We start from the raw sequence: 25,629 nt of genomic DNA, 5'->3' as shown, positions 1-25,629 counted from the left end.
GCGCGTGACGGCGCGCCCCGCCCGTATCTCCTGATCCGCCGTGCTCAGATCCCTTCGCCGCGGCCCTGGACCGCGTCGCTGGGATATTTCAGCCCGGTGACCCGCTCGGCATAGCCGACCAGCTCGCCGACCGCCTCCTCGATCCCCAGCCTGCCGGTCTCGACCACCAGCTCGGCGGCCTGCGGCTCCTCGTAGGGGGCGGAGACGCCGGTGAACTCGGGGATCTCCCCGGCCCGCGCCCTGCGGTACAGCCCCTTGGGGTCGCGCTGCTCGCAGGTGTCCAGGTCGGCCTTGACGTGGATCTCGTGGAACAGGTCGCCGCCGATGGCGCGGGCGCGCGCCCGGTCCTGGCGGGTCGGCGAGATCAGCGCCGTCACCACGATCATGCCGGCCTCGGCGAACAGGCGGGCGGCCTCGGCGACTCGGCGGATGTTCTCCGACCGGTCGGCCGGGGAGAAGCCCAGGTCGCCGTTCAGCCCCTGCCGCACCCCGTCGCCGTCCAGGACATAGACCTGCCGGCCGCGCTCGAACAGCGTCCGCTCCAGCCCCATGGCCAGGGTGGACTTGCCGGCCCCGGACAGGCCGGTCAGCCACAGCACGGCGCCGCGGTGCCCGTTGGACAGCGCCCGCTCGTCCGGGCTCACCGCATGCTCGACCCGCTGGAGGTTCCGCTCCTTGACCGCGTCGGCCCCGGTCACGATGAAGCCGCCGACCACGTCGTGGCCGTCCAGCAGCACGCCGCGCCCGGTGCGGGGCAGGTCGATCGCCAGGTCCACAGCCACCAGGCTGCGGCTGTGCAGGACGACGTTGGCGATCTCGTTGCGGCCGACCCGGTCGGCCGCCGCCACGCCCAGATCGTCGATGTCGACCACCTCGACGATCTTCTCCACCGTCACGCGGTGCTCGGCGGTCGCCAGCTTCAGGGTATAGGCCCGGCCGGTCTCCAGCGGCTTGGAGGCCAGCCAGAACAGCCGCACGGTCAGCCGATGGGCCTCGACCGGCCGCTCCGCCGGCAGGCTGGCGACGTGGCCGCGCTCGACGAAGATGCGCTGGTCCAGCGTGATGCCGACGGACTGGCCCGCCGCGGCGCTGATCGCGGGCGCCGCGTTCCACGCCTCGATGCTGACGACCTTGGCGGTGCGGTTGTTCGGCGCGAAATGCAGCGTGTCGCCGACCCGCAGCCGGCCGGTCTCGATCCGGCCCGCCAGGATGCGGCGCTCGTCCGGCTTGTAGACGTCCTGGATCGGCAGGCGCAGCGGCAACTCGTCCTCCGGCGCCGCCGGCAGGAAGCCGTCCAGCGCTTCGATCACCGTCGGCCCGTCATACCAGGACAGGTTTTCGCTGCGCGACGCGATGTTGTCGCCGTGGCGGGCGGAGATCGGCAGGATCACGCCCGGCGCCACGCCGATCCCGTTCAGGTAGGCCCGGATCTCGGCCGCCACATGGTCGAACCGCGCCTGCGAGAAGTCCACCATGTCCATCTTGTTGACGATCACGGCGACCTGTTTCACCCCCAGCAGGTGCAGCAGGTAGGCGTGGCGGCGCGACTGCTCCAGCGCGCCCTCGCCGGCGTCGATCACCAGCAGGGCCGCGTCGGCGTTGGACGCGCCGGTCACCATGTTCTTCAGGAACTCGGTGTGGCCCGGCGCGTCGATGATCACGTAGGGGCGACGATCCGTCTTGAAATGGATCTGCGTCGTGTCGATCGTGATGCCCTGGTCGCGCTCGGCCTGGAGCGCGTCCATCACGAACGACCACTCGAACGGCATGCCGCGCCGGCGGCTCATCTCGCGGACCGCCTCGACCTTGCCGTCGGGCAGGCTGCCGGTGTCGTTCAGCAGGCGGCCGATCAGGGTGGACTTGCCATGGTCGACGTGGCCGACGATGACGATGCGCGCCTGGCGGCGCTGGGATGCGGGAATCAAGGGGCTCATCTCACATGTAACCGGAGCTGCGCAGGCGCTCGAAGGCGTCCTCGGTTTCATTGTCCATCGACCGGCCGGCCCGCTCGGGCGTGCGGGTCACTTCCAGCTCGGAGATGATCTCGTCGATGCTCGCGGCGCTGCTGTCCACCGGGAAGGTGATGTTCTTCTCGCCCAGCGACCGGTACCGCTTGCCCTCGCGGGCGAAGTACAGCGGCACGATGGGGATCTCCTCGCGCTTGGAATAGCGCCAGATGTCCAGCTCGGTCCAGTGCAGCAGCGGGTGGATCCGCACGTGGGTGCCCTCGGCGAACCGGGTCTTGTAGTGGTCCCAGAACTCCGCCGGCTGGTCCTTGAAGTCCCAGGCGCCGTCCAGCGCGCGCGGGCTGAACACGCGCTCCTTGGCGCGGGTCGCCTGCTCGTCGCGGCGGATGCCGACCATGATGCCCTGGTACTGCTCGCGGCGGAGCAGGTTCTTCAGCCCCTCGGTCTTGCGGGCGGCGGCGCGGGTGGCCGGCGGCAGCGTCGGGTCCATCTCGCTTTCCGGCGGGCACTGCTCGATCACGAGGTCCAGGCCCCAGTCGCGGGTGACCATGTCGCGGAACTCGTAGACCTCCGGCAGTTCCATGCCGGTGTCGAGCTGCACGACGGGGAAGGGCACCTTGCCGAAGAAGGCCTTGCGTGCCAGCCACAGCAGCACGTTGCTGTCCTTGCCGATCGACCACAGCACGGCGAGGCGGTCGATCCGGTTGAACGCCTCGCGCAGGATGTAGACGCTCTGGCTTTCCAGTTGGTCGAGGTCGGTCATCGTCCGAATTTCCACCACAATCAAGAAGGCCCGCCGGGTGACGGGCGGTGTCAGATGAAGGATACGTTGCGCGGCACGGCGCTCAGGTGGATGCCGCATTCCGTCTTGTCCTGCCCGGCCCAGCGGCCGGAGCGCGGGTCCTGGCCGGGGGCGACCCGGTCGGTGCAGGGCATGCAGCCGATCGACAGGAAGCCGTCGGCCTCCAGCGGGTGGCGCGGCAGGTCGCGGCGGTCGAACTCCGCCTGGATCATGTCGCGCGACCAGGTCGCCAGCGGATTGATCTTGAAGCGGCCGTCGTCGTCCTGCTCCACCGCGTCCAGCGCCGCGCGCGTGGTCGCCTGGAAGCGCTTGCGGCCGGTGATCCAGGCGTCGAAGCCGCGCAGCGCGCGGTCCAGGGGGATCGTCTTGCGGACATGGCAGCAGGCGTCGGGCGACGACTGCCACAGCAGCCCCTCCGGGTCCGCCGCCTTCAGCTCGGCCGGGTCGGGCTCGATCGTGCGGACGTCGGTCAGGCCGAGCCGCTTGATCAGCGTGTCGCGGTAGCGCAGGGTCTCGCCGAACAGCTTGCCGGTGTCGAGGAAGATCACCGGGATGCCCGGGTCGACCTCGGCCGCCATGGCCAGCAGCACGGCCGCTTCCGTCCCGAAGGAGGAGACCAGGGCGATGCGCCCGCGGAATTCGTCCCGCGCGAGCGGCCGAAGCAGCTCCGTCCCGGACAGGCCGCCATAGCGCCGCTGGAGCGCGTCGAGCCCGTCCGTCAGGTGTGTTCTCGCCAGTCCGTCCATGTCCGAAACACAATCCACAAAGTGTTGATGTATTTACTCTCGCTATTGCACGTTAGCGAGTCTGGAGAAAGCCCGCAACGCTTTTAACATGCGGCATTGAGTCATTCAGCCTATCTACACGAAAATTCTGTGTTGAATTGGTAAATTCAAGCACCTTATATGCTCGCACGGCCCCGATACCGCCCCTCATGCATGGATAAAGCGTCAGTCGCCATGTCACAGTCCCAAGACCTCCCCGCGAAGAAGCCCGCCCCGACCCCGAAGCTTTCGCAGGTCGAAGGCGTCAAGCAGGCGAGCGCGCTGCTGCGCGGCAGCATCGCTGAGACGTTGAACAGCGACCTGGTGAAATTCACCGAGGACGAATACAACCTGCTGAAATTCCACGGGACCTACCAGGGATACGACCGCGACTCCGCGACCGAGCTGAAGCAGCAGAAGGCGGAGAAGAAGTGGGAATTCATGGTCCGTGCCCGCATCCCGGCCGGCCGCCTGACGTCGCGGCAGTACCTGGACCTGGACGCCCTTGCCGACCGCCGCGCCAACCATACGATCCGGATCACGACCCGGCAGGCGATCCAGTTCCACGGCGTCGTCAAGTCCGACCTCAAGGGCACGATCGCCGACATCAACGCCACCATGATCACCACGCTGGGCGCCTGCGGCGACGTGGTCCGCAACGTGACTGCCATGCCCGCTCCCGTGCGCAGCCCGATCACCGAGCGTCTGGCGTCGGACGCCAAGCGCATATCCGACCATCTGCTGCCGCATACCCGCGCCTACCACGAGATCTGGCTGGACGGCGAGCAGATCCTGGGCGAGCCGGAGATCGAGCCGATCTACGGCACGACATACTTGCCCCGGAAGTTCAAGATCGGCCTCGGTGTGCCGGAGGACAATTCGGTCGACGTGCTGACCAACGACCTGGGCATCGTGGCATTGTACGAGGGCGACACGCTGGTCGGGTACAATTTCGCGGTCGGCGGCGGCCTGGGCATGACCCATAACAAGCCGAAGACCTATCCGAGGCTCGCCAGCTTCGTCGCCTTCGTCGAGCCCGACGACCTGATCAAGGCGGTCGAGGCCGTGGTCATCGTCCAGCGCGATTACGGCGATCGGACCAACCGCCGCCACGCCCGCCTGAAATACACCATCGACGAGCGCGGCCTGCCCTGGTTCAAGTCGGAGATGGAGCGCGTCCTGGGCCGCACCCTGGAAGACCCGCGCCCGATGCCGCCGTTCCAGGTCGCCGACCATCTCGGCTGGCACGAGCAGGGCGACGGGCTGTGGTACCTGGGCCTCGCGATCCCCAGCGGCCGTGTCCAGGACACCGACTCGGTCAAGCTGCGCACGGCGCTGCGCGAGGTGGCGACCCGGTTCCAGCCGGCGCTGGTGCTGATGCCGACCCAGGACCTGATCCTGGCCGACATCCGGGACGAGGACCGCGCCGGCATCGAGCAGACGCTGCGCGACCACGGCGTCCAGTTCGCCGAGGACCTGCTGCCGGTCCACCGCTGGTCGCTGGCCTGCCCGGCGCTGCCGACCTGCGGCCTGGCCCTGACCGAGGCGGAGCGGATCCGCACCCCGATGATCGACCGGATCGCCGAGGTCATGGCCCGCTACGGCTTGGCGCAGGAACGCCTCAGCATCCGCATCACCGGCTGCCCCAACGGCTGCGCCCGGCCCTATGCCGGCGACATCGGGCTGGTCGGCCGCATGCCCGGCCACTTCGCCCTCTATGTCGGCGGCGATTTCGAGTGCACCCGGCTGAACTGGAAGCTGCTCGACCGCGTTCCCGAGGACGACGTGCCGGAGACCCTGGCCCCGCTGTTCGCCGAGTTCGCGGCCCAGCGCGACCAGGGCGAGGGCTTCGGCGATTTCCTGAACCGCCTCGGCCTGGAGCGGGCGACAGCATTGGTCAAGCCCGACGGCGCCGAGGCCGGGGGCAATGCTGGCGACTTGGTGGAGGCCGACTAGTGTTTCCCATCGTCCTGGACCTGGATCACGTCTCGGTCGCGCTGGTCGGAGCCGGGCAACTGGCAACCAAGCGGCTGAAGCAGCTGGACCAGGCCGGGGCGCGGCGGCTGACCGTCTTCTCCGAAGCGCCCGACGAAGCATTGGCGGCGTCGGCCGGCGAGCGGCTGATCCGCCGCCTGCCGACCGACGGCGACCTCGCCGCCTTCCAGGTGATCTATATCGTCGACCTCGATCCCGGCGTCGCGGCCGACCTGGCCGCACGCTGCCGGGCGCTCGGCCGCCTGGTCAATGTCGAGGACGTCAAGCCCCTGTGCGACTTCCACACCCCGTCCCAGGTCCGCCGCGGCGACCTGCTGCTCTCCATTTCGACCGGCGGCAAGAGCCCCGGTCTGGCCCAGCGCCTGCGCCGCTACCTGGAAGACCTGTTCCAGCCGGACTGGGAAGACCACCTGGACGAACTGGCCCGCGCCCGCGCCCATTGGCGGGCGGAAGGCGCCGACATGCGGACGGTGGCCCGGCGCACCGAGGACCTGATCGAGGAGCGCGGCTGGCTGCGCTGAGCGGCCTGTTGCGTCGGGGCGGCGCCCCGGATCGCGGAGCGGGAACGGCGGAAAAGCATAGGGGCATTGCGGCCGCCCAGCCGGTTTAGTCAGTGACGATGATGGCCTGTTGTGCAAAAGTCCCGCCGGCCTCAGGGCAGGAAAGTTCAATACAGGGACAAAGATGACATTGCCGATGCTTTCGCGGCGCCGACGTTCTGACCGTTCGAATTTCAACCTTGGTACGGTCGTCAACTGGACAAGACAGGATTTCGTCGACAGGTATTCCGGATCCGTCCTGGGGCTGGCCTGGGTCCTGATCTGGCCCCTGGTGCAGGTGACGATCTTCACCCTGATCTTTTCCCAGATCATGGGAGCCCGGCTGCCCGGCAACTCCGACACCTACGCCTACAGCGTCTATCTGGTCGCGGGCGTGGTGCCCTGGACCGCCTTCGCCAACACGATCTCGCGCGTGACGACCGTGTTCCTGGACAAGAAGCACATCCTGTCCAAGGTCCGCCTGTCGATGCCGCTGCTGGCCAGCTACATCGTCCTGTCGGAGGCGGTGACCTTCGCCGTGACCATGGCCGTCTTCCTGATGTACCTGATCGCCTTCGGCCACCCTCTCGGGGCCGGGATCCTGTTCGTGCCGCTCATCTTCGTCCTGCAGCAGGTGCTCGCCTTCTCGATCGGGCTGATCTGCGCCTGCCTGATCGTCTTCATCCGCGACGTCAAGGAAATCGTCGGCATCGTGCTCCAGCTCTGGTTCTGGTTCACCCCGATCGTCTATGTGGCGGACATCGTGCCGGAAGGGATCCGCGGCTGGCTGGAGCTGAACCCGTCGATGCTGTTCATCGAAAGCTACCATGAGATCTTCGTCCACGGCGGCATGCCGGTGGTTGACGACATGGTCACGCTCGCGGTGACCGGCGGCGTCCTGCTCGCCGCCTCGCTGCTGATGCTCCGCGCGCTCGAGCGCGATATCCGGGATTTCCTCTGATGATCCGTGTCGAAAACCTCCACAAGACCTTCCATCTCTACCGCAAGCCGTCGGACCGGCTGAAGGAGATCCTGACCGGCCGCACCCGCCACACGGTCCATACGGCGCTCCGGGACGTGACCTTCACGGTGGCGGACGGGGAAACGGTCGGCATCGTCGGCCGGAACGGGGCCGGCAAGTCCACCCTGCTCAAGCTCCTGACCGGCATCCTGCTGCCCGACAAGGGCACCGTGGAAACGAGCGGCAAGATCACCGGCCTGCTGGAACTCGGCACCGGCTTCAACCATGAGCTTTCCGGCTGGGCCAACATCCGATCCAACGGCCTGATGCTCGGGATGTCGGGCGAGGAGATCGACGGGAAGCGCCAAGCCATCGCCGAGTTCAGCGAACTCGGCAAGTTCCTCGACCAGGCCCTGAAGACCTACTCGTCCGGCATGCTGATGCGGCTGGCCTTCAGCGTCGCCATCCATGCCGACCCCCGCTGCTTCGTGGTCGACGAGGCCCTGTCCGTGGGCGACGCGCATTTCCAGCAGAAATGCATGAAGCGGATCCGCGAGTTCCGCGCCGGCGGCGGTTCGATCATCTTCGTCTCGCACGAGATGAACTCGATCAAGGTGCTGTGCGACCGGGCGATCCTGCTGGAACAGGGGCGGGTGGTCGAGGACGGCGATCCCGAGCGGGTCGTCAACGCCTATAATTTCCAGCTCGCCAGGACGGCCATCCAGGTGGAGCGGCCCGAGCTGTCCAACGGCGCGGAGACATCCTACGGCAGCCGCGAGCTGGAGATCCTTTCCGTGACCGTGGCCGGCGAAGGCTCCAACGCCGAGGTGGTCAGCTCGGGCGAGACGACGAACATCTCCGTCAGTTTCCGCGCCAACCGGAGCGTGGAGGATTTCACGGTCGGCATCATGATCCGCGACCGGTTCGGCCAGGACATCTTCGGGATCAACACCTACCTGCTCGACCAGCCCCTCTCAATAGAGGAGGGCGAGCACCGGCATGTCGATTTCACCATGCCGATGGATATCAGCCCCGGCAAATACACCATCACCGCGGCGCTCCATACCCGGGAGTCCCATGTGGATCAGTGCTTCCACTGGCACGACCGCATCACGACTTTCGAGGTCGCCGGTATCCGCGGCCCCGTCTTCGCCGGGATGTGCCGCCTCCAGCCGGACCTGCACGTGCGCTGACGTCCGGCACAGGATCCAATGAAGACAGCATTTTACAGGACAACTTCCTCTTTGGGGTTAGCGCGTCGAAACAGTGGAGACGCGGCCCCGATGAAATGCCAAAAAGAGCGCCTGATGACAGCGGCGATGCTGATGTCGTGCTGACCGAAAGAGCGGGCAGTGCTTACGGATCCGCAAGATGCATGCGCATCAGAGCTTGAGTTGTCCCACGGTGAGCGTTCATGCTGCAGACGAATAACTTCCGCGTAGATACTGCGCAGTTGACTTCCCGTATCCAGGCGGAACTCCAGGTCCCCCGAAGGGCCAGCGCTCCCGCTCCGGCGCCCGCCGTACCGGCCCAAGCCCCCGTGCTGTCGACGTTCCCCGACGCGGTCGCCGCGACGGTCGCTCCTCCTCCGGCACCTTCCCCGTCGGAAGGCCAGCCGTTCCGGCACCGGCTGCGCGACGTTCCCCTGGTCGGTTCGCTGCTGTCCTGGGCATGGGGACTGGCCCGGCTGGCTGACACGCGCTCCGCGGCCCATACCGCGCTGACCCGCGCCAGCGACGCCTGGAACTTCGCCGCCGCGCAGGAGCCCTGGGTGAGAGCCCGGGAAGCGCAGTTCCGCGGGCAGGTCGATGCCGGGCTCCAGGGATGCCTCGGCCAGATCCAGGGCGTCCGTGCGGAAATCCAGCAGCTCCGAACCGATTCCGAGCGCGACATCGCCGTGATGCGGGTGGAGATGCGCGGTCCCTTCCAGGAGATCGCGACCCTCCGGTCGGAGATCGAGCAGGTCAGGGCCTCCCTTGCCGAACACCGGCAGGCGGAACAGCGTCTCCAGGCCGAGCTGGAGCAGCTTCGGGCCGCGCTTTGGGATCATCGGGAGTCCATCGACACCACCCTAGGCGATCACCGGGAGTCCACCGAAGCCGCCCTGGCCGATCACCGGAAGTCCGTCGAAGCCGCCTTGGCCGACCATAGGGAAGCCGCCGAAAGGGCCTCGGCCGAGCACCGGCGGGCCCTGGAGGCGCAGTTCCTGGCGGCATTGTCCGGCGAGGCGGCGGCGCGGCAGTCCGCCGAGCAGGAGACCCGCCACCGGCTGGCGGCGCTCCGCCAGGAGGTCCTGTTCCAGCAGCGCCGCCTGTCCGCCAGCCTGGAGGTCCGGGGCACCACCTCCAGCCACCAGGACCCCGGCGCCGGGCCGTCCGCGCCGCCCAGGGAAGGGGCGGTGGACGACCGGCTCAACGCCTTCTACGCCCAGTTCGAGGATGCGTTCCGGGGAAGCCGGGAGGACATCAAGGCACGGGTTGCGGTCCATGCCGACCGTATCGTCCTGGCCGGCGCCGGCACGCCGGAGCGGCCCGTGCTGGATATCGGCTGCGGCCGGGGCGAGTGGCTGGAAGTCCTCAGGGAGCATGGCCTCGCGGCCTACGGCATCGACACCAACGACGTCACGGTCTCCGCGTGCCGCGCCCGTGGACTGGATGCCCGGCGGGCCGAAGCCCTCGGCCATCTCCGGTCGCTGGCGGACGGCAGCATCGGCGGCGTGACCGCCTTCCACGTGGCGGAGCACCTGCCGCTCGACGTGCTGGCGGATCTGCTGGACGAGACCCTGCGGGTGCTGGAGCCGGGCGGCGTGCTGCTGCTCGAGACGCCCAATCCTGAAAACCTGCTGGTCGGCGGCATGACCTTCTACAACGACCCGACCCACCGCAATCCACTGCCGCCCGCCGTGCTCCAGTTCCTGGTCCGGCAGCGGGGCTTCGTGGATGCGGAGATCGTCCGCCTGCATCCGTTCCCCGACGACCATCTGCTGCCGCAGGACGACGTGATCGGGCAACGCCTCAACCACCTTCTCTACGGCCCGCAGGACTACGCGGTCGTGGCGCGCAAGGTCTGACCTCTCCCGAACCGGAACGTCCGGCACGCTTCCAGGGCAAGAGCGCAGGCCTGAAGCCCAGGACCAAAAGATTGAAGGAAATTGCCGCGATGAAGCATCTGCGCGCGATCCACCAGTTCCATGGCGGTTCGGCCTACGGCGACGGCGTGACCAACGGCATGCTGTTCACCCGCCGGCTGCTGCGGTCCCTCGGCCTTGAGTCCGAGATCTACGTCGTCCATGTGGCGCCCGAACTCGCGGGCGAGATCCGCTCGATCGACGAGTACCGGGACGCCCCGGACCAGTTGCTCATTGTCCAGTATTCCATGGGCCACGATCATCATCGCTGGGTCGAGCAGGTCTCCAGCCCGAAGATCCTGGCGTACCACAATATCACGCCGGCCGGGTTCTTCTCCCCCGACAACCCGTTCCACCACTATTCGAACCTGGGGCGCCGGCAGATCGCGGACTGGGCGGCCGGGCAGTTCGCCGGGGCCATCGCCATGTCCACCTACAGCGCGGACGAGCTGGTGGCGCTCGGCTACGGTCCCGTCGCCACGATCCCGCTGCTGGTGGACCTGGACCGGCTGCGCCAGGCTCCCTGGGACCGCGGCACGGCCGAGCGGCTGGCCGGGCCGGCCAACATCCTGTTCGTCGGCCGAATCTGCGAGAACAAGTGCCAGCACGAGCTGGTCGAGGTGGTCGCCGAACTGACCGGCCGCCTGTCCCGGCCGGTGCGGCTGCTGCTGGTCGGTGGCGAATCCTCGGCCGGCTACGGCGCCCATCTCCGCCGCCTGATCGCCGAGCGGGGCCTGGACGGGTCGGTCGTGCTGACCGGCAAGATCCCGGAGGACCAGCTCTACGCCCATTACCGGGCGGCCGACCTGTTCCTGTGCCTGAGCGAGCACGAAGGGTTCGGCATGCCCCTGGTCGAGGCGAACGCCTTCGACGTGCCGATCCTGGCCTATGCCGGGTCCTGCATCGCCGAGACGCTGGGCTCCGGCGGGATCCTGTTCGACGAGAAGTCCCCGGATCGGATCGCCGCCGCGGCGCGCCTGCTGCTGGAGGAGCCGCCGCTCCGCCGCCGGGTGCTCCAGGGCCAGCGCGACGCCCTCGCGCGCTATCGGCCGGAGAGGCTGATCGCGTCCTTCATCTCCTTCCTGAACGGGATCGGCTTCGCCGTTCCCGAAACCGTGCCGGAGCCGGCGGCGTTCCGCGAGCCGGTCTCCTGGCGGATCGAAGGTCCGTTCGACAGCTCCTACAGCCTCGCCATCGTGAACCGGGAAGTCGCCCTGGGCCTGCGCCGCGGCGCCCCCGGGTCCGGAGGCGGGGATGTCGCCCTGTGCGCCATGGACGGCCCCGGCCGCTATCCCGCCGACCAGGCCTTCCTGGCCGCCAACCCCGAGGCCGCCGCGATGTGGGAGCGCGGCCTGGAGGAAGGGCCGGCCGACGTGGTGATGCGCAACATCTACCCGCCCAGGGTCGACGACATGAAGGGGGTCGTCCGGGGCCTGCTGTGCTACGGCTGGGAAGAGTCCGGCTTCCCCGCCGAATGGGTGGACGGGTTCAACCGAACCCTGGACGTCGTGACGGTACTCAGCAGCTATACCGGCAAGGTGCTGGAGGATAACGGAGTCGTCGCCCCTGTCCATGTCGCCGGCACCGGCATCGACCACGTCCTTTCGGTCCCGCCGTCCGACGAGCGCATCCCCGAGCTGGACGGGGCTTCCGGCTTCGGTTTCCTGCACATCTCGTCGTGTTTCCCCCGCAAGGGTGCCGACGTGCTGCTGGAGGCATGGGGCAGGGCGTTCGACCGCCGCGACCCGGTCTATCTCGTGGTGAAGACCTTCCCCAATCCCCATAACGAGATCGAGCGGCAGCTCGCCGACCTCAGGGCGCGCCATCCCGACCATGCCCCGGTTTTCCTGATCAACCGGGATCTGCCGGCCGGGACGCTGGCGACACTCTACAAACTGTGCGACGCCTTCGTCTCGCCCACCCGGGGCGAGGGCTTCGGGATGCCCATGGCGGAGGCGATGCTGTACGGCATGCCGGTCGTCGTCACCGCCTATGGCGGGCAGGCCGACTTCTGCACCGACGAGACGGCCTGGCTGGTCGATTACCGCTTCGCCTATGCCCGGACCCATTTCAACCTGCCCCATTCCGTCTGGGCCGAACCCTGCGTGGACGATCTCGCCCGGGCGATGCGCGCGGTCCGCTCGGCCTCGCCGGAGGAGCGCCGCCGCCGCACCGGGGCGGCCGAGGCCCTGATCCGCCGGACCTACGGCGCCGAAGCCGTCGCGGCGCGCGTGCGGCATGCCGTCGATTCGCTCGCCGACCAGCCGGTACCGGCCCCCGTGCCGCGTGTCGCCTGGGTTTCCACCTGGAACGCCCGGTGCGGCATCGCCAGCTATTCCATGGCGCTGGCCGCCGGCGTTCCGCCCGGCCGCCTGACCGTGCTGGCGAACCGCAACGCCCAATGCATCGATCCGGACGGCCCCGAAGTCGTCCGCTGCTGGGACGCGGGGTGGAGCGACCCGCTCGACGAACTGCACGACCGGATCATCGCCGACGGTGCCGACTCGGTCGTGCTTCAGTTCAATTTCGGCCTGTTCCAGCTCGCGGCCTTCGCGCGCCTGATCGACCGGCTGGTGGACCAGGGGCGGCAGGTCTATGTCTTCCTTCACGCGACGGCCGACGTGCGGAAGCCCGACCTGTTCATCTCGCTCTCCACCGCCGTCGAGTCGCTGCGCCGGGCGCGCCGGCTGTTCGTCCACGGCGTCCACGACCTCAACTGCCTCAAGGGGTTCGGGCTGGTGGACAATGTCGCGCTGTTCCCCATGGGACAGCAGGGCACGCCGGACCTCGACAGCGCCCGGCTGCGGCGCGACCACGGCCTGGCGGACCGCCGCGTGATCGCCAGCTTCGGCTTCCTGCTGCCTCACAAGGGCCTGCGGGAGCTGCTCCAGGCCTTCGCCCTGATGCGCGGGGCCGATCCGAAGCTCCATCTGCTGATGGCCAACGCGCTCTATCCGGCGCAGGAATCGGCGGACGAGTGCGCGGCGCTGCGCCGGACCATCGACGAACTGGGCCTCGGCGACTCCGTCACCCTGCTGACCGACTATCTTGAGGAAAACGTCGCCATCGGCCTGCTGACCCTGGCCGACGTCGTCGTCTACCCGTACCAGCACACCCAGGAATCGGCGAGCGCCGCCGTCCGCATGGGGCTGGCCAGCGGACGCCCGGTGGCGGTGACTCCCCTGGCGATCTTCGACGACGTTTCCCCGGTAACGATCCGGTTGCCGGGAACCTCGCCCGAGGACATGGCACGGGGCCTGATCGAGGTGCTGGAAGGCGGCCCGGAGATCGAGGCCCTGCTGGCCCGGCAACGCGACTGGCTTGTTTCCTGCAGCTGGGAGCGCGTTTCCGCCCGGCTCTGGAACATCATCCGCGCTCAGCGCCCCCAAAAGTCAGAGGAAACACTTGGCATAAAAGCCTATGTGGCGCGCGAGCCACAATTAGCATAACCCCTTATGGAAAAATCAAAAACGGTAGGATGCGGAATCCTTCGCCGCCCCTGATCCCCATCCGCTAACCTACCGAAAATAATAGCATTTTAGCCCGGACTCTGCCCTGTCGGCGGGGTTCGGGCTTTTTTATTGCGGTATGTCACTAGGCTGAAAGTTAGGGTACTGAGGCATCCTCCCGTTGCAGAAAATTAACCCTTAGAGGCAACACTGGGCATATCGGCATCTGCTGCCCAGGCGCTTAACAGGAAACCACGGAAACGTCCGTCCCCCGGCCGGGCCGCTGGTTTCCGCGTCGAAGGCGTATCGGGTGCCAGTCCAAGGGAGTCTGATCACGGCGTTGATTGAGCTTCGAACCTCATGACGGGCATCCGCTCCAGGATGCCTCGGCAAACAACCTGAATTATCCCGATCTTCCACTAACTGCGAACGACTCTCAAAGATCTGCTGATTAACCGGGTATTAACCCTATCATGCAATCTTAGGATGTCTGAACGGCATAGGCTTCTTGCATTATGCGGTTCGGTGCGAGACTTCCTCGCTTCGCGGTTCGGCAGGACGAACAGTTCAACGATACCTGTCACACCAGAAACCCGCAGGGTTTCGCTCCAACAAAGAGTCTAGGATGTCAATCAACCTGATTTCCAAGTTGTACATTGGGTATTTCGGCCGCGCCGGTGATCCGGAGGGCCTGGACTACTGGTTGCAGCAGATGTCCAGCGAGAACGAGTCGCCGATGTCGCTCGCCGACATCGCGCAGAGCTTCTCCGTGCAGCCCGAGTCCACCGAGCAGTATCCGTTCCTGGCCGATCCGTCGGCGGACCCGGAGCCGTTCCTGCTGTCCGTCTACAAGAACCTGTTCAACCGCGACAGCATCGACACCGAAGGCCTGAACTACTGGAAGGAACAGATCGCGTCGGGCCGCCCGATCGGACTGATCATCATCGACATCATCAGCGGCGCGCAGGGCGCGGATGCCGTGATGGTCGAGAACAAGGCCGACGTCGCCGCCTACTACACCGAGCAGTACAAGGTTAAGGGCGCCGAATGGGACGCCGGCGACCTCGTTGCCGCCAAGGCGGTCCTGGACGGCGTCACCGACGATGCCGCGACCGTCGAGAGCGGCAAGTCGGCCGTCGACACCGCGATCACCGAGGACATGCAGCCGGCCAACCAGGCCCCGGTCGCCAGCGGCCCGGTGGAACTCGAAGCGATCCTGGAAGACGCCGACGCTATCCTGATCACCACCGAGCAGCTGCTGGCCAACGTCACGGACGCCGACGGCGACACCCCGAGCATCGCCTCGGTGGCGCTGGCGGACGAAGCGGCCGGCGAACTGATCCCGAACGAGGACGGCACCTGGAGTTTCAAGCCGGCTTCGAACTTCAACGGCACGGTTTCCTTCACGGTCACCGTCACCGACGGCAAGGAGTCGATCGAGACCTCCGCCACCCTGGAAGTGACCCCGGTCAACGACTTCCCGGTCGCCGGCGAGCCGATCGCGCTCGAAACCTCCCCGGAAGACGTCCCCGTCATCCTGACGTCGGCCCAGCTGCTGGCCAACGCGTCGGATGTGGACCGCGACGAACTGACCGTCACCGAGGTCTCCGTCGACGAGGCGTTCGGCACCGTGGCCGCCAACGAGGACGGCACCTGGACTTTCACCCCGGCCAAGGACCTCAACGGCACCGTCGAGTTCACCTACACCGTCTCCGACGGCCAGGATCAGGACCAGGGTTCCGCCACTCTCGAACTCACCCCGGTCAACGACGCTCCGGTCATCACCGGTGCCGAGACGACCCGCATCGGGGAAGAGATGTTCGAGATTAGCGGCTTTGCGCCGTTCGTCAGCGAATCTCTGGCGGTAACCGAGACTGCGGTCATCACGGACGCCGAAGGCAACTTCGCGGGCGGTTCGATCCGCATCGATGTCAGCGGCAAGATCGGCGACCACACGCTGGAAGACGGTGTGATCCCGACCGACGAAATGGGCATCTTCCCGGCCCTGAAAGAAGGAGATGAGGTCGTCGGCAAGTTCTACGCCGTCGGCTCCAACCTGGTCATGCGCGCCGGTGTGGTCGGCAATGCCGTCGATACGGTGATCGGCACCTACAAGGCCGGCTTCGTCGATAGCCAGGTCGAGGGTGAAGGTTTCGGGAGTCACGATGCCGGCGAGGCGACCTTCGCCACCGTCACCCTGAACGGCAACGCCACCTCCGAGATCGTCACCGAACTGCTGAAGAACATCCGCCTCGGCACTGTCGACTCCGAAGAGGGCGACCTGAACGTCAAGGTGACGGTGACCGACGGCAACAGCGAGTCGGACAGCTTCACGCGCCTGCTCGATGTCGAGGGCGCCGCGCAGATGACGAAGGACGACGAGTCCCCTTACGAGAGCAACGAGGAAGTCGAGCTTTCGGAGAGGATCAACCATAAGCTGGGTTCCGAGGAGATCGACTTCGACTCCAACGGCTCGGTCATGGACGGCGCCACGATCACGGTGACCGGCAGCAACTGGGTCGACACGCTGCGCCTGGTCGCGACCGACGCTTCGATCGAGGAAGGGCAAGCCCGCTTCATCCTCAACGTGGACGGCACCTACGACGTCAGCGTCAAGATCGACATCAACGATAACGATCAACCTCAGGAAATCGTCATCGGCACGACGGCCGCCCTGCCCAAGGCCGGCGACCAGCTCGTCATCACCCTGAACGAGAACGCCAGCGACGACACCGTCGAAGCCCTGTTGAACAGCCTGACGGTCGACATGTCGGACGACCTGGGCGAGCGCACCTTCACCGTGGTCTACGAGTCCGCCAAGGGCCCGAACGAGCTGGTTTCGACCGATACGGTCGAGATCAACATGACCCGCACGGTCGTCGGCGACTTCAAGGAAGTCACCATGGCCCAGCTGATCGGCGCCACCGCCCTCAGCCCGATCACCATCGACTCCAACACCCGTATCATTCTCTCCGGCGAGCAGGCGCTGGACATCGAGCAGGCTATCGAAGACGACAAGATCATCGTCTCCGGCGAGAATCACCTGATCCGCCTGATCTCGGCCTCCGACTCCGACATCTCCGGCGTGACCGGCCTGGATCTTCTGGGCACCTACTCCTTCCACGACATCGACGGCAACCTGACGATCACGGCGGAACAGGCCGACGGCCGCAAGGCCGACGTCACCACGGGCCACACGCTGACGGTCACCGGCATCGAGAACCTGCTGGGCCTCGACCTGTCCAAGCTGGATGCCGGCGAAGGCAGCATCGTCGCCGAACTCAATGCGGCCACCGACGTCACCTTCTCGGGCGATCTCGGCAACGCGTCGATGACCGTCACCGGCTCCGGCGATCTGACCGTTTCCGCCGACCTCGCCACCGGCAAGACCATCGCCTTCGCAAACGGCACGATCGTCATCACCGGTTTCGGCACATCGCCGTACAATCTCTCCCAGGTCACCGCCGGCCAAGTGACTACCGCGGTCTCCAGCGACCTGGAAATCAACAAGGACGCCCAGCTCGGCACCCTCGAACTGGAGGTCGCCCAGAACGTCACGCTGACCCTGACCGCCACCCAGGCCGACGAGCGCACCATCCTCGGCGGCGATGTCGACGGCAACGGCAACAAGGGCGCCTCGATCATCGTCACCGATCTGGTTGACGACATAGATCTGTCGAACATCGAGGACAGCGATATCCTCGTCGGCGCCGTCAACGCGACCCAGAGCGACCTCATCGTCAAGGTCACCGGTCTGGAAGCGACGGCCGACAAGGGCGTGGTCGAGGCCAACGGCCTGACCCTCGGTGACTTCGTCGTCCAGATCGACGAAGGGGCGACCCTCAAGACCGACGGCGGCTCGATCTCCGGCGAGAGCATCCAGGGTGCGGGCAGCATCATCGTCCTGGCCACCGGCTCCACCATCGACGTCGACCTGTCCAAGGTGACGGTGACCGGTTCCAAGACGCTGGAAGTGGCGGCTGACGGAACTACCCAGCCCCAACTGGCAGGCGGTGCGAAGATCGGTGATTTCGACGTCAAGGTCGATCACGGCGCCACCTTCACGCTGACGGCTGCGCAGGCCAACGGCAAGACGATCACCGGTGCCGACGCGGTCGCCGAGGATCCGGACACCCAGGAGACTGAAGCCAGGGACGCCGGCTCGATCACCGTCAATCTCGACGGCGCCAGCGCCTACGACCTGACCGGCATCAAGGCCGGTGCCGCCTCCACCGAGAACGGTTCCGATGCCGGCAAGCTGGTCGCGATCGTTACCGACGACGTGATCCTCGACGCCGACGCCAAGCTCGGTGATTTCGAGATCGAGATGTGGGACGGCATCGATGGTGACGCCAGCGCCTCGCTGACGCTGTCGGCCGATCAGGCTGACGAGCGCGTCGTGAGCCTCAACTCCGGTACCCTGACGGGTTCCGTGACCGTGACGGTGACCGGCCTGGCCGCCGACACGGATCTCAGCGGGATCGCCGAGGCCGCCGACGTTACCGCGGAAGTCGGGACCGACCTGGACGTCTCCGCCAATACCAATCTCCTGGGCTATGTGGATACTTACAAGGTCCTGGACGGCAAAGTCCTGACCCTGTCGGCCCTCCAGGCCGACGGCGTCAGCATCAGCGGGACCGCTGACAATGACGATGCGACCCTTCCGGGTACCGTCGTGATCGCCGGTGACATCGTCGCCGACACCGACGGCAGCGGCAGCATCGACGCCGGCGAGCAGCCGATCGTCGTTAACCTCGAAGACGTCGGCCTCGGTCTCTCGTTCGACGACGGCTCGATCGACGTCGGCGTGGGCGTGACCCTGGAGCTGACGGCTGCGCAGGCCAACGGCAAGGTGATCACCGGCGCCGGCAACGTGACGGTGACCGGGCTCGGCAGCACCGCGGTGGACCTGAGCCAGATCACGGTGGCCGGTACCAAGACCGCGGAAGTCAGCGGGACGCAAACCCTGAACTCCGCCACGAAGCTGGGCACCTTCGGTCTCGAGCTTGTCGAGGACGCGAGGCTGACGCTGTCCGCCTCCCAGGCGACCAGCATCGACAAGATCGTCGGCGACGAAGACAGCGCCGTGATCATCAACGGCACCGCGATCGCCGACAACCTGGACTTCAGCGGCAAGGAGGAGTGGAGCTTCGATAGCCTGACGATCAACGGCTCCGGCGGCAACGACTACCTGAAGGCACCCGCGGGCGTCGACACCATCACCTTCAACGGCGGTCTGGGCAGCGACAACTTCGACGTCGCCTCCGACCAGACGGTGACGGTGCAGGACTTCAGCCTGACCGCCGACGAACTGAACATCGATGCCAACGGTACCGCGCGGATCACGGTTTCGGGCACGGCGGACCTCTCCGCCGTCGAGGAGGCCGACCGCCTGGAGAACAACGGCAGGCTCGAGATCACCGGCAGCGTCAACGCCGACACGATCACGGGTACGTCGGGTGACGACGTTTTCATGGGCGGTCTTGGCAACGACACCTTCGTGTTCAAGCCCAGCTCCGGAAACGATACCATCCAGGACTTCGAGCTGGGCGGCTTGGAGAAGATCGATCTCACGGCCTTCACCAGCATTGATGACATCTCCGACCTCTCTGTCACCAATGATTGGATGATCGGTAACCGTACGACGATCACGCATACTGATGGTCTGGGTACCGACCTTCAGATCACGCTGGTCGGTGTCTCCGACGAGTTTGGAGCACCGCTGACCAACGCCAACTTCAAGTTCTACGTCGATCCCACCGTGTAAGCCACGGGCCGGTGCCCGCCCCTCCACAAGGCGGAAACCGGAACTACCGCGGGGCCGCTTCGGCGGCCCCGCACCGAAGACGACGAACACAGACGGCAAGGGGCCGGCCCGCGAGGGCCGGCCTTTTTCCATTTCGCCGCCGCCTCATCCATTCCCCGAAGAAACGAACGCGCCGACGACGGGTTACCCAGGCTGATACCGCAGTTCCGAGGTGACCTCATGCAGCGCGACAGGCAGGGCAGGGGGCGGCCGTTCGTCCCCATGACGATGGCCATACTCCTATTTCTCATGGGCCTCGCCCTGGCGGGCGGAGGCGTCTGGCTGATCGCCTTGGGCGGCTCCTGGTACTACGCCATCGCCGGCGTGGCCCTCCTGATCACCGGCTATCTCCTGTTCAGGAGGAACCCCGCGGCGCTCTGGGTCTATGCCCTGCTGCTCCTGGGCACGCTGGCCTGGTCCCTGTGGGAGGTCGGGTTCGATTGGTGGCCGCTGGCGGCGCGCGGCGCGGTCTTCGTCGTGGTCGGCCTGCTCCTGCTGCTGCCCTGGGTCACCCGCCCGCTGGACGGCCGTTCCGGGGCCGCTTCCCTGCCGCTGGCGGCGGCACTCGCCCTGGCCGTCGTGGTGGCGGGAGCCTCCATGTTCGCCGACCCTCACCGGATCGAGGGAACCGCCCCGGGACCGCGCGCCGAAGCCCCGGCGAACGGACCCACCGGCAAGCCCGACGTCCCGCCCGGCGAATGGCATGCCTACGGCCGCACAGGCTACGGCCAGCGCTATTCCCCGCTCGACCAGATCACCCCGGCCAACGTCTCCCAGCTCCAGGAGGCCTGGACCTACCACACCGGCGATCTGCGCGGCCAGCCCGGCGACCCGGTGGAAACCACCTTCCAGGTCACGCCGCTGAAGATCGGCAACCGGCTGTTCCTCTGCACGCCGCACCAGTTCGTCATCGCGCTGAACGCCACCACCGGCGAGGAGATCTGGCGCTACGATCCCGAGATCCGCGGCGACCTGGCGCTCCAGCACCTGACCTGCCGCGGCCTGTCCTACCACCCGGCTTCCGAGGAAACGGCCGCCCCGGCGCCCGCCTCGCCCGCCCCGGCCGATCCGGCGGACTCCCCGGTCCCCGACATGCCGGTCGCGGCCAACACCGCGCCGGAAACCGCCGACAACTGCCCCGCCCGGCTGTTCATGCCGACCGCCGACGGCAGGCTGATCGCCCTGAACCCGGAGGACGGCGCGATCTGCACCGCGTTCGGCGGCGGCACCGGGCAGATCGACCTCTGGCGCAACATGCCCAACGTCAAGCCGGGCTCCTACTACTCGACCTCCCCGGTCGTGGTCACCCGCGACCTGATCATCGTCGGCGGCACCGTCCTGGACAACGTCTCGGTCAACGAGGCCTCGGGCGTGATCCGGGCCTTCGACGTGAACACCGGCGACCTCGTCTGGGCCTGGGACTCCGGCGATCCGGACGACACGGCACCGCCCCCTCCGGGCGAGACCTACACGCCCAACTCGCCCAATTCCTGGTCGATCTCCGCCGTGGACGAGGATTTGGGCATGGTCTACATCCCCCTGGGCAACCAGCCGCCCGACCAGTGGGGCGGCAACCGCAGCCCGGCGGTGGAGCGGTTCTCGTCCTCCGTCGTCGCCCTCGACCTCGCGACGGGGCAGGTGCGCTGGAACTTCCAGACCGTCCACCACGACCTGTGGGACTATGACGTGCCGTCGCAGCCCAGCCTGATCGACCTGACCATCGGCGGACAGACGGTGCCGGCCCTGGTCCAGCCGACCAAGCAGGGCGAGCTCTTTGTCCTCGACCGCCGCACCGGCGAGCCGATTCTGCCGGTGACCGAGAAGCCGGCGCCCCAGGGCGCCGCCGAGGGCGACCACACCGCCCCGACCCAGCCGGTCTCGGCGCTGTCCTACGACCCGCCGCCGCTGAGCGGCCGGGACATGTGGGGAGCCACCCTGTTCGACCAGCTCGCCTGCCGCATCCAGTTCCACAGGCTGCGCTACGAGGGCCGCTACACCCCGCCCTCCACCGAAGGCTCCCTCATCTACCCCGGCAATTTCGGCGTGTTCAACTGGGGCAGCATCGCGGTCGATCCCCGGCGCCAGATCGCCTTCACGACCCCGGCCTATCTCGCCTTCGTCTCCCAGCTGATCCCGCGCGAGGACGACACCACCCTCTATGTCCAGGGCGAGAACCGGCCGGAATACAGCCTGCCGGCCCTCAACGAGAATTTCGGCGCCCCCTTCGCGGTCAAGCTGGCCCCGTTCGTCTCGGTCCTCGGGCTGCCCTGCCAGGCTCCTCCCTGGGGCTATGTCTCGGCGGCCGACCTGACCACCGGCGAGATCATCTGGATGCACAAGAACGGCACCGTCCGCGACGCCTCGCCCCTGCCGCTGCCCTTCAGGATGGGCGTGCCCAGCCTGGGCGGTCCGATGATGACGGCCGGCGGCGTCGCCTTCCTGTCCGGCACCATCGACTATTACGTGCGCGGCTACGACGTCACCACCGGCGAGCAGCTCTGGGAAAGCCGCCTGCCGGCCGGCGGCCAGGCGACGCCCATGACCTACCTGGGCGAGGACGGCCGCCAGTATCTTCTGGTGGCCGCCGGCGGCCACGGCTCGCTGGGCACCAAGGCCGGCGACAGTGTCATCGCCTACGCCCTGCCCAGGCAATAGCGCGGCCCTGACCTCCCGCCGCGGCGAGCTCCGGCTCCCGCGGCGTCCGGGCATCCCTCCGGGGTAAACCCGGCAATGCAAATGATAATGAGTTGCATCAACATCGTTCGGACCTTAAGAGTTCGCCCGGCCAACAATGACAGGCAGGGAGAAGCTCGATGCCGGCTTGGAACGATCGATGAAGGGTGCCGACGGACAGGCAAGCCCGCCTTCACCTCCGCCGGCCCTCCGCCTCCGAATCCTCGGAAGCCTCCTGGCGCCCCTGGCCGTCCTGGCCATCCTCGCGGCCACGGCCGCCGCGGCGGGCGACACGCCGCCGCCCCCTCGCCGCGTCGTCGCGCTGGACTGGGGCCTCACCGACACCCTGATCGCGCTGGGCATCCGGCCCCTCGCCGTGCCGGAGGCCAAGGTCTACGAAACCTGGGTCGGCGGTCCGCCCCTCGACCCAGGTGTCGTGGATCTCGGTCTCCGCCTGGAACCGAACCTCGAGCTGCTCAGCACCCTCGCCCCCGATCTGATCCTGATCGTCGGGGAGCAGGAAAGCCTGCGGCCCCAGCTGGAGCGGATCGCCCCGACGCTGTCGCTGCCCACCTACACCTCCGACCACCGGCCCTGGGAGAACGCGGTCGATGCCACCCGCAGGCTCTCCCGCCTGCTGCACCGCCAAGCTGCCGGCGAGGCGCTGATCGGCCGCGCCGAAGCCGCCTTCGCCGCCGCCCAGGTAACCTTGGAAGCAGCCAACCCCCCTCCCGTCCTGGCCGTCAGCTTCATGGACGCAAGGCATGTCCGCGTCTATGGCAAAGGCAGCTTGGCGGAAGCCGTCCTGGAAAGCAGCGGCCTGCGCAGCGCCTGGACGGGGCCGACCAACGCCTGGGGGTTCGCCACCGTCCCCATCGACCGCCTGTCCGTGCATCCCGACGCCAGCCTGCTGGTGATCGATCCGGTCCCGCCCGACGCCCGGCCCACCCTGGCCTCCAGCCCCCTCTGGCGGAACCTTCCCGCCGTCGCGGCGGGCAGGACCGGGGTCATTCCGCCGCCGCTGGTCTTCGGCATGGTCCCGGCCGCGGCGCGTTTCGCCCGCATGCTGGCCGAAACCCCGGACCTCTTCCCCGCAGCGCCCCTCAGCGGCCCCCGATCGTATGGAGATGCCGGATCGGCCGGCCGGCCGCGGTAGCCTGGGCCGCCAGCACGATGCCCTGGGCATCGATGCCGAAATGCCGGTACAGATCGGCGATGGTGCCGGTCTGGCCGAAATGCTCGACCCCCAGCGCCCGCGTCCGGTGGCCGTGGACCGATCCCAGCCAGCCCAGCGTCGCCGGATGCCCGTCGATCACCGTCACCATGCCGCAGTTGGACGGCACGCCGTCCAGCAGCCGCTCGACATGCGATCGGGCATGCACCAGCCCGCGCTCCCGCGCCCGCTGGGCGGCGCTCCAGCCGCCGTGCAGCCGGTCGGCCGAGGTGATGGCGAGCAGCCCCACGTCGCGCCGGTCCTCGGCCATCAGCCCGACCGCCTCGATCGCCTCGGGCGCCACCGCGCCGGTATAGGCCACCACCACCTGGCAGTTCGGCCCCGGCCGCCGCATCCAGTAGGCGCCGTCGATGATGTCCTGCCGAAGCTCCGGCGCCATGTCCCGGCCCGGCTGCTCCAGCGTGCGCGACGACAGGCGCAGGTAGACGGCACCGCCGGTCTCGTCCCTCAGCCAGTTCCGCTCGTCCGGCTGGCCCTCGCCGTTCCGCTGCATGTAGTCGAACGCCCAGCGCATGATGACGCCCAGCTCGTCCACGAAGGCCGGCTCGAAATAGGCCAGCCCGTCCTGCGCCATGCCGACCAGCGGCGTCCCGATCGACTGGTGAGCCCCGCCTTCCGGCGCCAGGGTCACGCCGGCCGGCGTCGCCACCAGCATGAATCGGGCATCCTGGTAGCAGGCATAGTTCATCGCGTCGGCGCCACGATAGATAAAGGGGTCGTACACCGTGCCGATCGGCAGCAGCCGCTCCCCGAACACCGAATGGGACAGCCCCAGCGCCGACAGCATGGTGAACAGGTTCGCCTCGGCGATGCCCAGCTCGAAATGCTGCCCGTCGGGCGAGAAGTCCCAGCTGTATGTGGACGGGATGCGCTCCTTCTTGAACAGGTCGGCCATGGCCTCCTTGGCGAACAGCCCGCGCCGGTTCACCCAGGACCCCAGGTTCGTGGACACCGTCACGTCCGGCGCCGTCGTCACGATCCGCTCCGCCAGCCCCTCCTTGGTCCGCCCCAGCTCGTTCATGATCAGCCCGAAGCCCGCCTGGGTGGACAGCGCCTTCTGCTTCGGAACTTCCAAAGCCTCCGGCACCGGAACCACCGGGGCCGAATAGCGCCGCGGCCCCTTGGCGAAGAACGGCACGGTGTCCAGGAACGCCGACAGCCGGTCCTCCCCGATCCCCAGCCCTTCGAAGCGGTCCCACTCGTGCCCCGGCCGGATCTTCAGCCCGTCGCGGAACGCCTCCATCTGCGCGGGAGTCAGCAGCCCCGCATGGTTGTCCTTGTGCCCCGCCAGCGGCAGCCCGAACCCCTTGACCGTATAGGCGATGAAGCACACCGGCCGGTCATGCCGCCGCGCCGCCTCGAAGGCTTCCAGCAGCGACGGCAGGTCGTGGCCGCCCAGGTTGCCCATCAGGTCCGCCAACTCCCCGTCGGAGCGCCGCTCGATCAGCCGGGACACGGTTCCCTGGTCGCCAAGATCGTCCATCAGCCGCCGGCGCCACGCCGCACCGCCCTGGAAGGTCAGGGCGGAATAGAGCTGGTTCGGGCAGGTGTCGATCCACTCCCGCAGCCGGTCGCCGCCCTCCTCGGCGAACGCCTCCCGCATCAGCCTGCCGTGCTTCAGGATCACGACGTCCCAGCCGAAGTTGCGGAAGATGCCTTCCAGCCGCTCCCACAAACCTTCCCGGATCACCGCGTCCAGGCTCTGCCTGTTGTAGTCGACGATCCACCAGGTGTTGCGCAGGCCGTGCTTCCAGCCTTCCAGCAGCGCCTCGAAGATGTTGCCCTCGTCCATCTCGGCATCGCCGATCAGGGCGACCATGCGCCCCTCCGGGATCGAGGAGGCCCATCCCCGGGCCTTCAGGTAATCCTGGACCAGGGACGAGAACAGCGTCTGGGCGACGCCCATGCCCACCGACCCGGTCGAGAAATCGACGTCGTCCACGTCCTTGGTCCGCGACGGATAGCTCTGCGCGCCCTTGTAGCCCCGGAAATTCTCCAGCTTCTCGCGCGTCTGGTTGCCCATCAGGTATTGGATCGCGTGGAAGATCGGGCTCGCGTGCGGCTTAACCGCGACCCGGTCCTCCGGCCGCAGGGCCGCGAAATACAGCGCCGTCATGATCGTCGCCAGGGAGGCCGACGAAGCCTGGTGCCCGCCTACCTTAAGCCCGTCCAGGTTGGGCCGGACATGATTGGCATTGTGGATCGTCCAGGACGCCAGCCAGAGGATCTTGCGCTCCAGCTCGCGCAGGCATTCGACGGTATCGGCACCGTGTTCGATGGTCGTTGAGTCAACCATTTCCGCTTCGCTTCCC

13 protein-coding genes are annotated in these 25,629 nt (G+C 67.5%); 9 read left to right on the top strand and 4 right to left on the bottom strand.

Annotated elements, in window-relative coordinates; all coding sequences use genetic code 11:
• Positions 1–44: 44 nt before the first annotated feature.
• The 3 genes from cysC to JL101_RS25085 are packed head-to-tail and all read right to left on the bottom strand — an operon-like array spanning position 45 to position 3,515.
• Positions 45–1,934, bottom strand: coding sequence for an adenylyl-sulfate kinase (cysC, locus tag JL101_RS25095; protein WP_203099775.1), 1,890 nt, complete (start codon positions 1,932–1,934; stop codon positions 45–47).
• Position 1,935: 1 nt separating this feature from the next.
• Positions 1,936–2,730, bottom strand: a complete 795-nt coding sequence (gene cysD / locus JL101_RS25090; RefSeq protein ID WP_201075234.1) for a sulfate adenylyltransferase subunit CysD — start codon at positions 2,728–2,730, stop codon at positions 1,936–1,938.
• Positions 2,731–2,780: 50 nt separating this feature from the next.
• Positions 2,781–3,515 (bottom strand): phosphoadenylyl-sulfate reductase, encoded by a 735-nt coding sequence (locus tag JL101_RS25085; RefSeq protein ID WP_203099773.1) that lies wholly within the window; start codon positions 3,513–3,515, stop codon positions 2,781–2,783.
• 213 nt (positions 3,516–3,728) lie between these two features.
• Between JL101_RS25085 and JL101_RS25080 the strand changes: the two genes are divergently transcribed.
• The 9 genes from JL101_RS25080 (at position 3,729) to JL101_RS25040 (ending at position 23,239) form a co-directional block, all read left to right on the top strand.
• Positions 3,729–5,489, top strand: coding sequence for an NADPH-dependent assimilatory sulfite reductase hemoprotein subunit (locus JL101_RS25080; RefSeq protein ID WP_203099771.1), 1,761 nt, complete (start codon positions 3,729–3,731; stop codon positions 5,487–5,489).
• Positions 5,489–6,049, top strand: coding sequence for a precorrin-2 dehydrogenase/sirohydrochlorin ferrochelatase family protein (locus JL101_RS25075; protein ID WP_203099769.1), 561 nt, complete (start codon positions 5,489–5,491; stop codon positions 6,047–6,049). The genes JL101_RS25080 and JL101_RS25075 overlap by 1 nt, the downstream gene beginning before the upstream one ends.
• Before the next feature lie 163 nt (positions 6,050–6,212).
• A complete protein-coding gene (locus tag JL101_RS25070) occupies positions 6,213–7,028 on the top strand; it encodes an ABC transporter permease (RefSeq protein ID WP_203099767.1) in 816 nt (271 codons plus the stop codon).
• On the top strand, positions 7,028–8,221 hold the full coding sequence (locus JL101_RS25065) for an ABC transporter ATP-binding protein (protein ID WP_203099765.1): 1,194 nt from the start codon (positions 7,028–7,030) through the stop codon (positions 8,219–8,221). The genes JL101_RS25070 and JL101_RS25065 overlap by 1 nt, the downstream gene beginning before the upstream one ends.
• 260 nt (positions 8,222–8,481) lie before the next feature.
• Positions 8,482–10,098: a class I SAM-dependent methyltransferase gene (locus tag JL101_RS25060; RefSeq protein ID WP_203099763.1), complete on the top strand. Its 1,617-nt coding sequence runs from the start codon at positions 8,482–8,484 to the stop codon at positions 10,096–10,098.
• A gap of 89 nt (positions 10,099–10,187) precedes the next feature.
• Positions 10,188–13,604: a glycosyltransferase family 4 protein gene (locus JL101_RS25055; RefSeq protein WP_203099761.1), complete on the top strand. Its 3,417-nt coding sequence runs from the start codon at positions 10,188–10,190 to the stop codon at positions 13,602–13,604.
• Between the two features lie 625 nt (positions 13,605–14,229).
• Complete coding sequence (locus JL101_RS25050; protein WP_203099759.1) at positions 14,230–19,371, top strand: cadherin-like domain-containing protein; 5,142 nt, start codon at positions 14,230–14,232, stop codon at positions 19,369–19,371.
• Positions 19,372–19,590: 219 nt separating this feature from the next.
• Positions 19,591–22,065, top strand: coding sequence for a glucose/quinate/shikimate family membrane-bound PQQ-dependent dehydrogenase (locus JL101_RS25045; protein WP_228435149.1), 2,475 nt, complete (start codon positions 19,591–19,593; stop codon positions 22,063–22,065).
• A gap of 178 nt (positions 22,066–22,243) precedes the next feature.
• Entirely contained in the window at positions 22,244–23,239 is a 996-nt protein-coding gene (locus JL101_RS25040; protein ID WP_203099757.1) for an iron-siderophore ABC transporter substrate-binding protein, read from the top strand.
• On the opposite strand, the gene JL101_RS25035 is transcribed toward JL101_RS25040, so the two are convergent.
• The gene (locus tag JL101_RS25035; RefSeq protein ID WP_203099755.1) at positions 23,187–25,613 is read right to left on the bottom strand and encodes a transketolase; all 2,427 of its coding nucleotides are present in this window, start codon (positions 25,611–25,613) and stop codon (positions 23,187–23,189) included. The two genes, JL101_RS25040 and JL101_RS25035, sit on opposite strands and share 53 nt — an antisense overlap.
• Between the last annotated feature and the right edge of the window lie 16 nt (positions 25,614–25,629).

The sequence above is a fragment of the Skermanella rosea genome, assembly GCF_016806835.2.
GTDB lineage: Bacteria > Pseudomonadota > Alphaproteobacteria > Azospirillales > Azospirillaceae > Skermanella > Skermanella rosea.
Note: the sequence above shows the minus strand (reverse complement) of the source record. Positions and strands in the feature narration are given on the sequence as shown.

Coding starts and splice junctions, on each gene's coding strand:
- JL101_RS25055 (WP_203099761.1), top strand. CDS start 10,188: ATGAAGCATCTGCGCGCGATCCACCAGTTCCATGGCGGTTCGGCCTAC.
- JL101_RS25065 (WP_203099765.1), top strand. CDS start 7,028: ATGATCCGTGTCGAAAACCTCCACAAGACCTTCCATCTCTACCGCAAG.
- JL101_RS25050 (WP_203099759.1), top strand. CDS start 14,230: ATGTCAATCAACCTGATTTCCAAGTTGTACATTGGGTATTTCGGCCGC.
- cysD (WP_201075234.1), bottom strand. CDS start 2,730: ATGACCGACCTCGACCAACTGGAAAGCCAGAGCGTCTACATCCTGCGC.
- JL101_RS25085 (WP_203099773.1), bottom strand. CDS start 3,515: ATGGACGGACTGGCGAGAACACACCTGACGGACGGGCTCGACGCGCTC.
- JL101_RS25045 (WP_228435149.1), top strand. CDS start 19,591: ATGCAGCGCGACAGGCAGGGCAGGGGGCGGCCGTTCGTCCCCATGACG.
- JL101_RS25035 (WP_203099755.1), bottom strand. CDS start 25,613: ATGGTTGACTCAACGACCATCGAACACGGTGCCGATACCGTCGAATGC.
- JL101_RS25080 (WP_203099771.1), top strand. CDS start 3,729: ATGTCACAGTCCCAAGACCTCCCCGCGAAGAAGCCCGCCCCGACCCCG.
- JL101_RS25070 (WP_203099767.1), top strand. CDS start 6,213: ATGACATTGCCGATGCTTTCGCGGCGCCGACGTTCTGACCGTTCGAAT.
- cysC (WP_203099775.1), bottom strand. CDS start 1,934: ATGAGCCCCTTGATTCCCGCATCCCAGCGCCGCCAGGCGCGCATCGTC.
- JL101_RS25040 (WP_203099757.1), top strand. CDS start 22,244: ATGAAGGGTGCCGACGGACAGGCAAGCCCGCCTTCACCTCCGCCGGCC.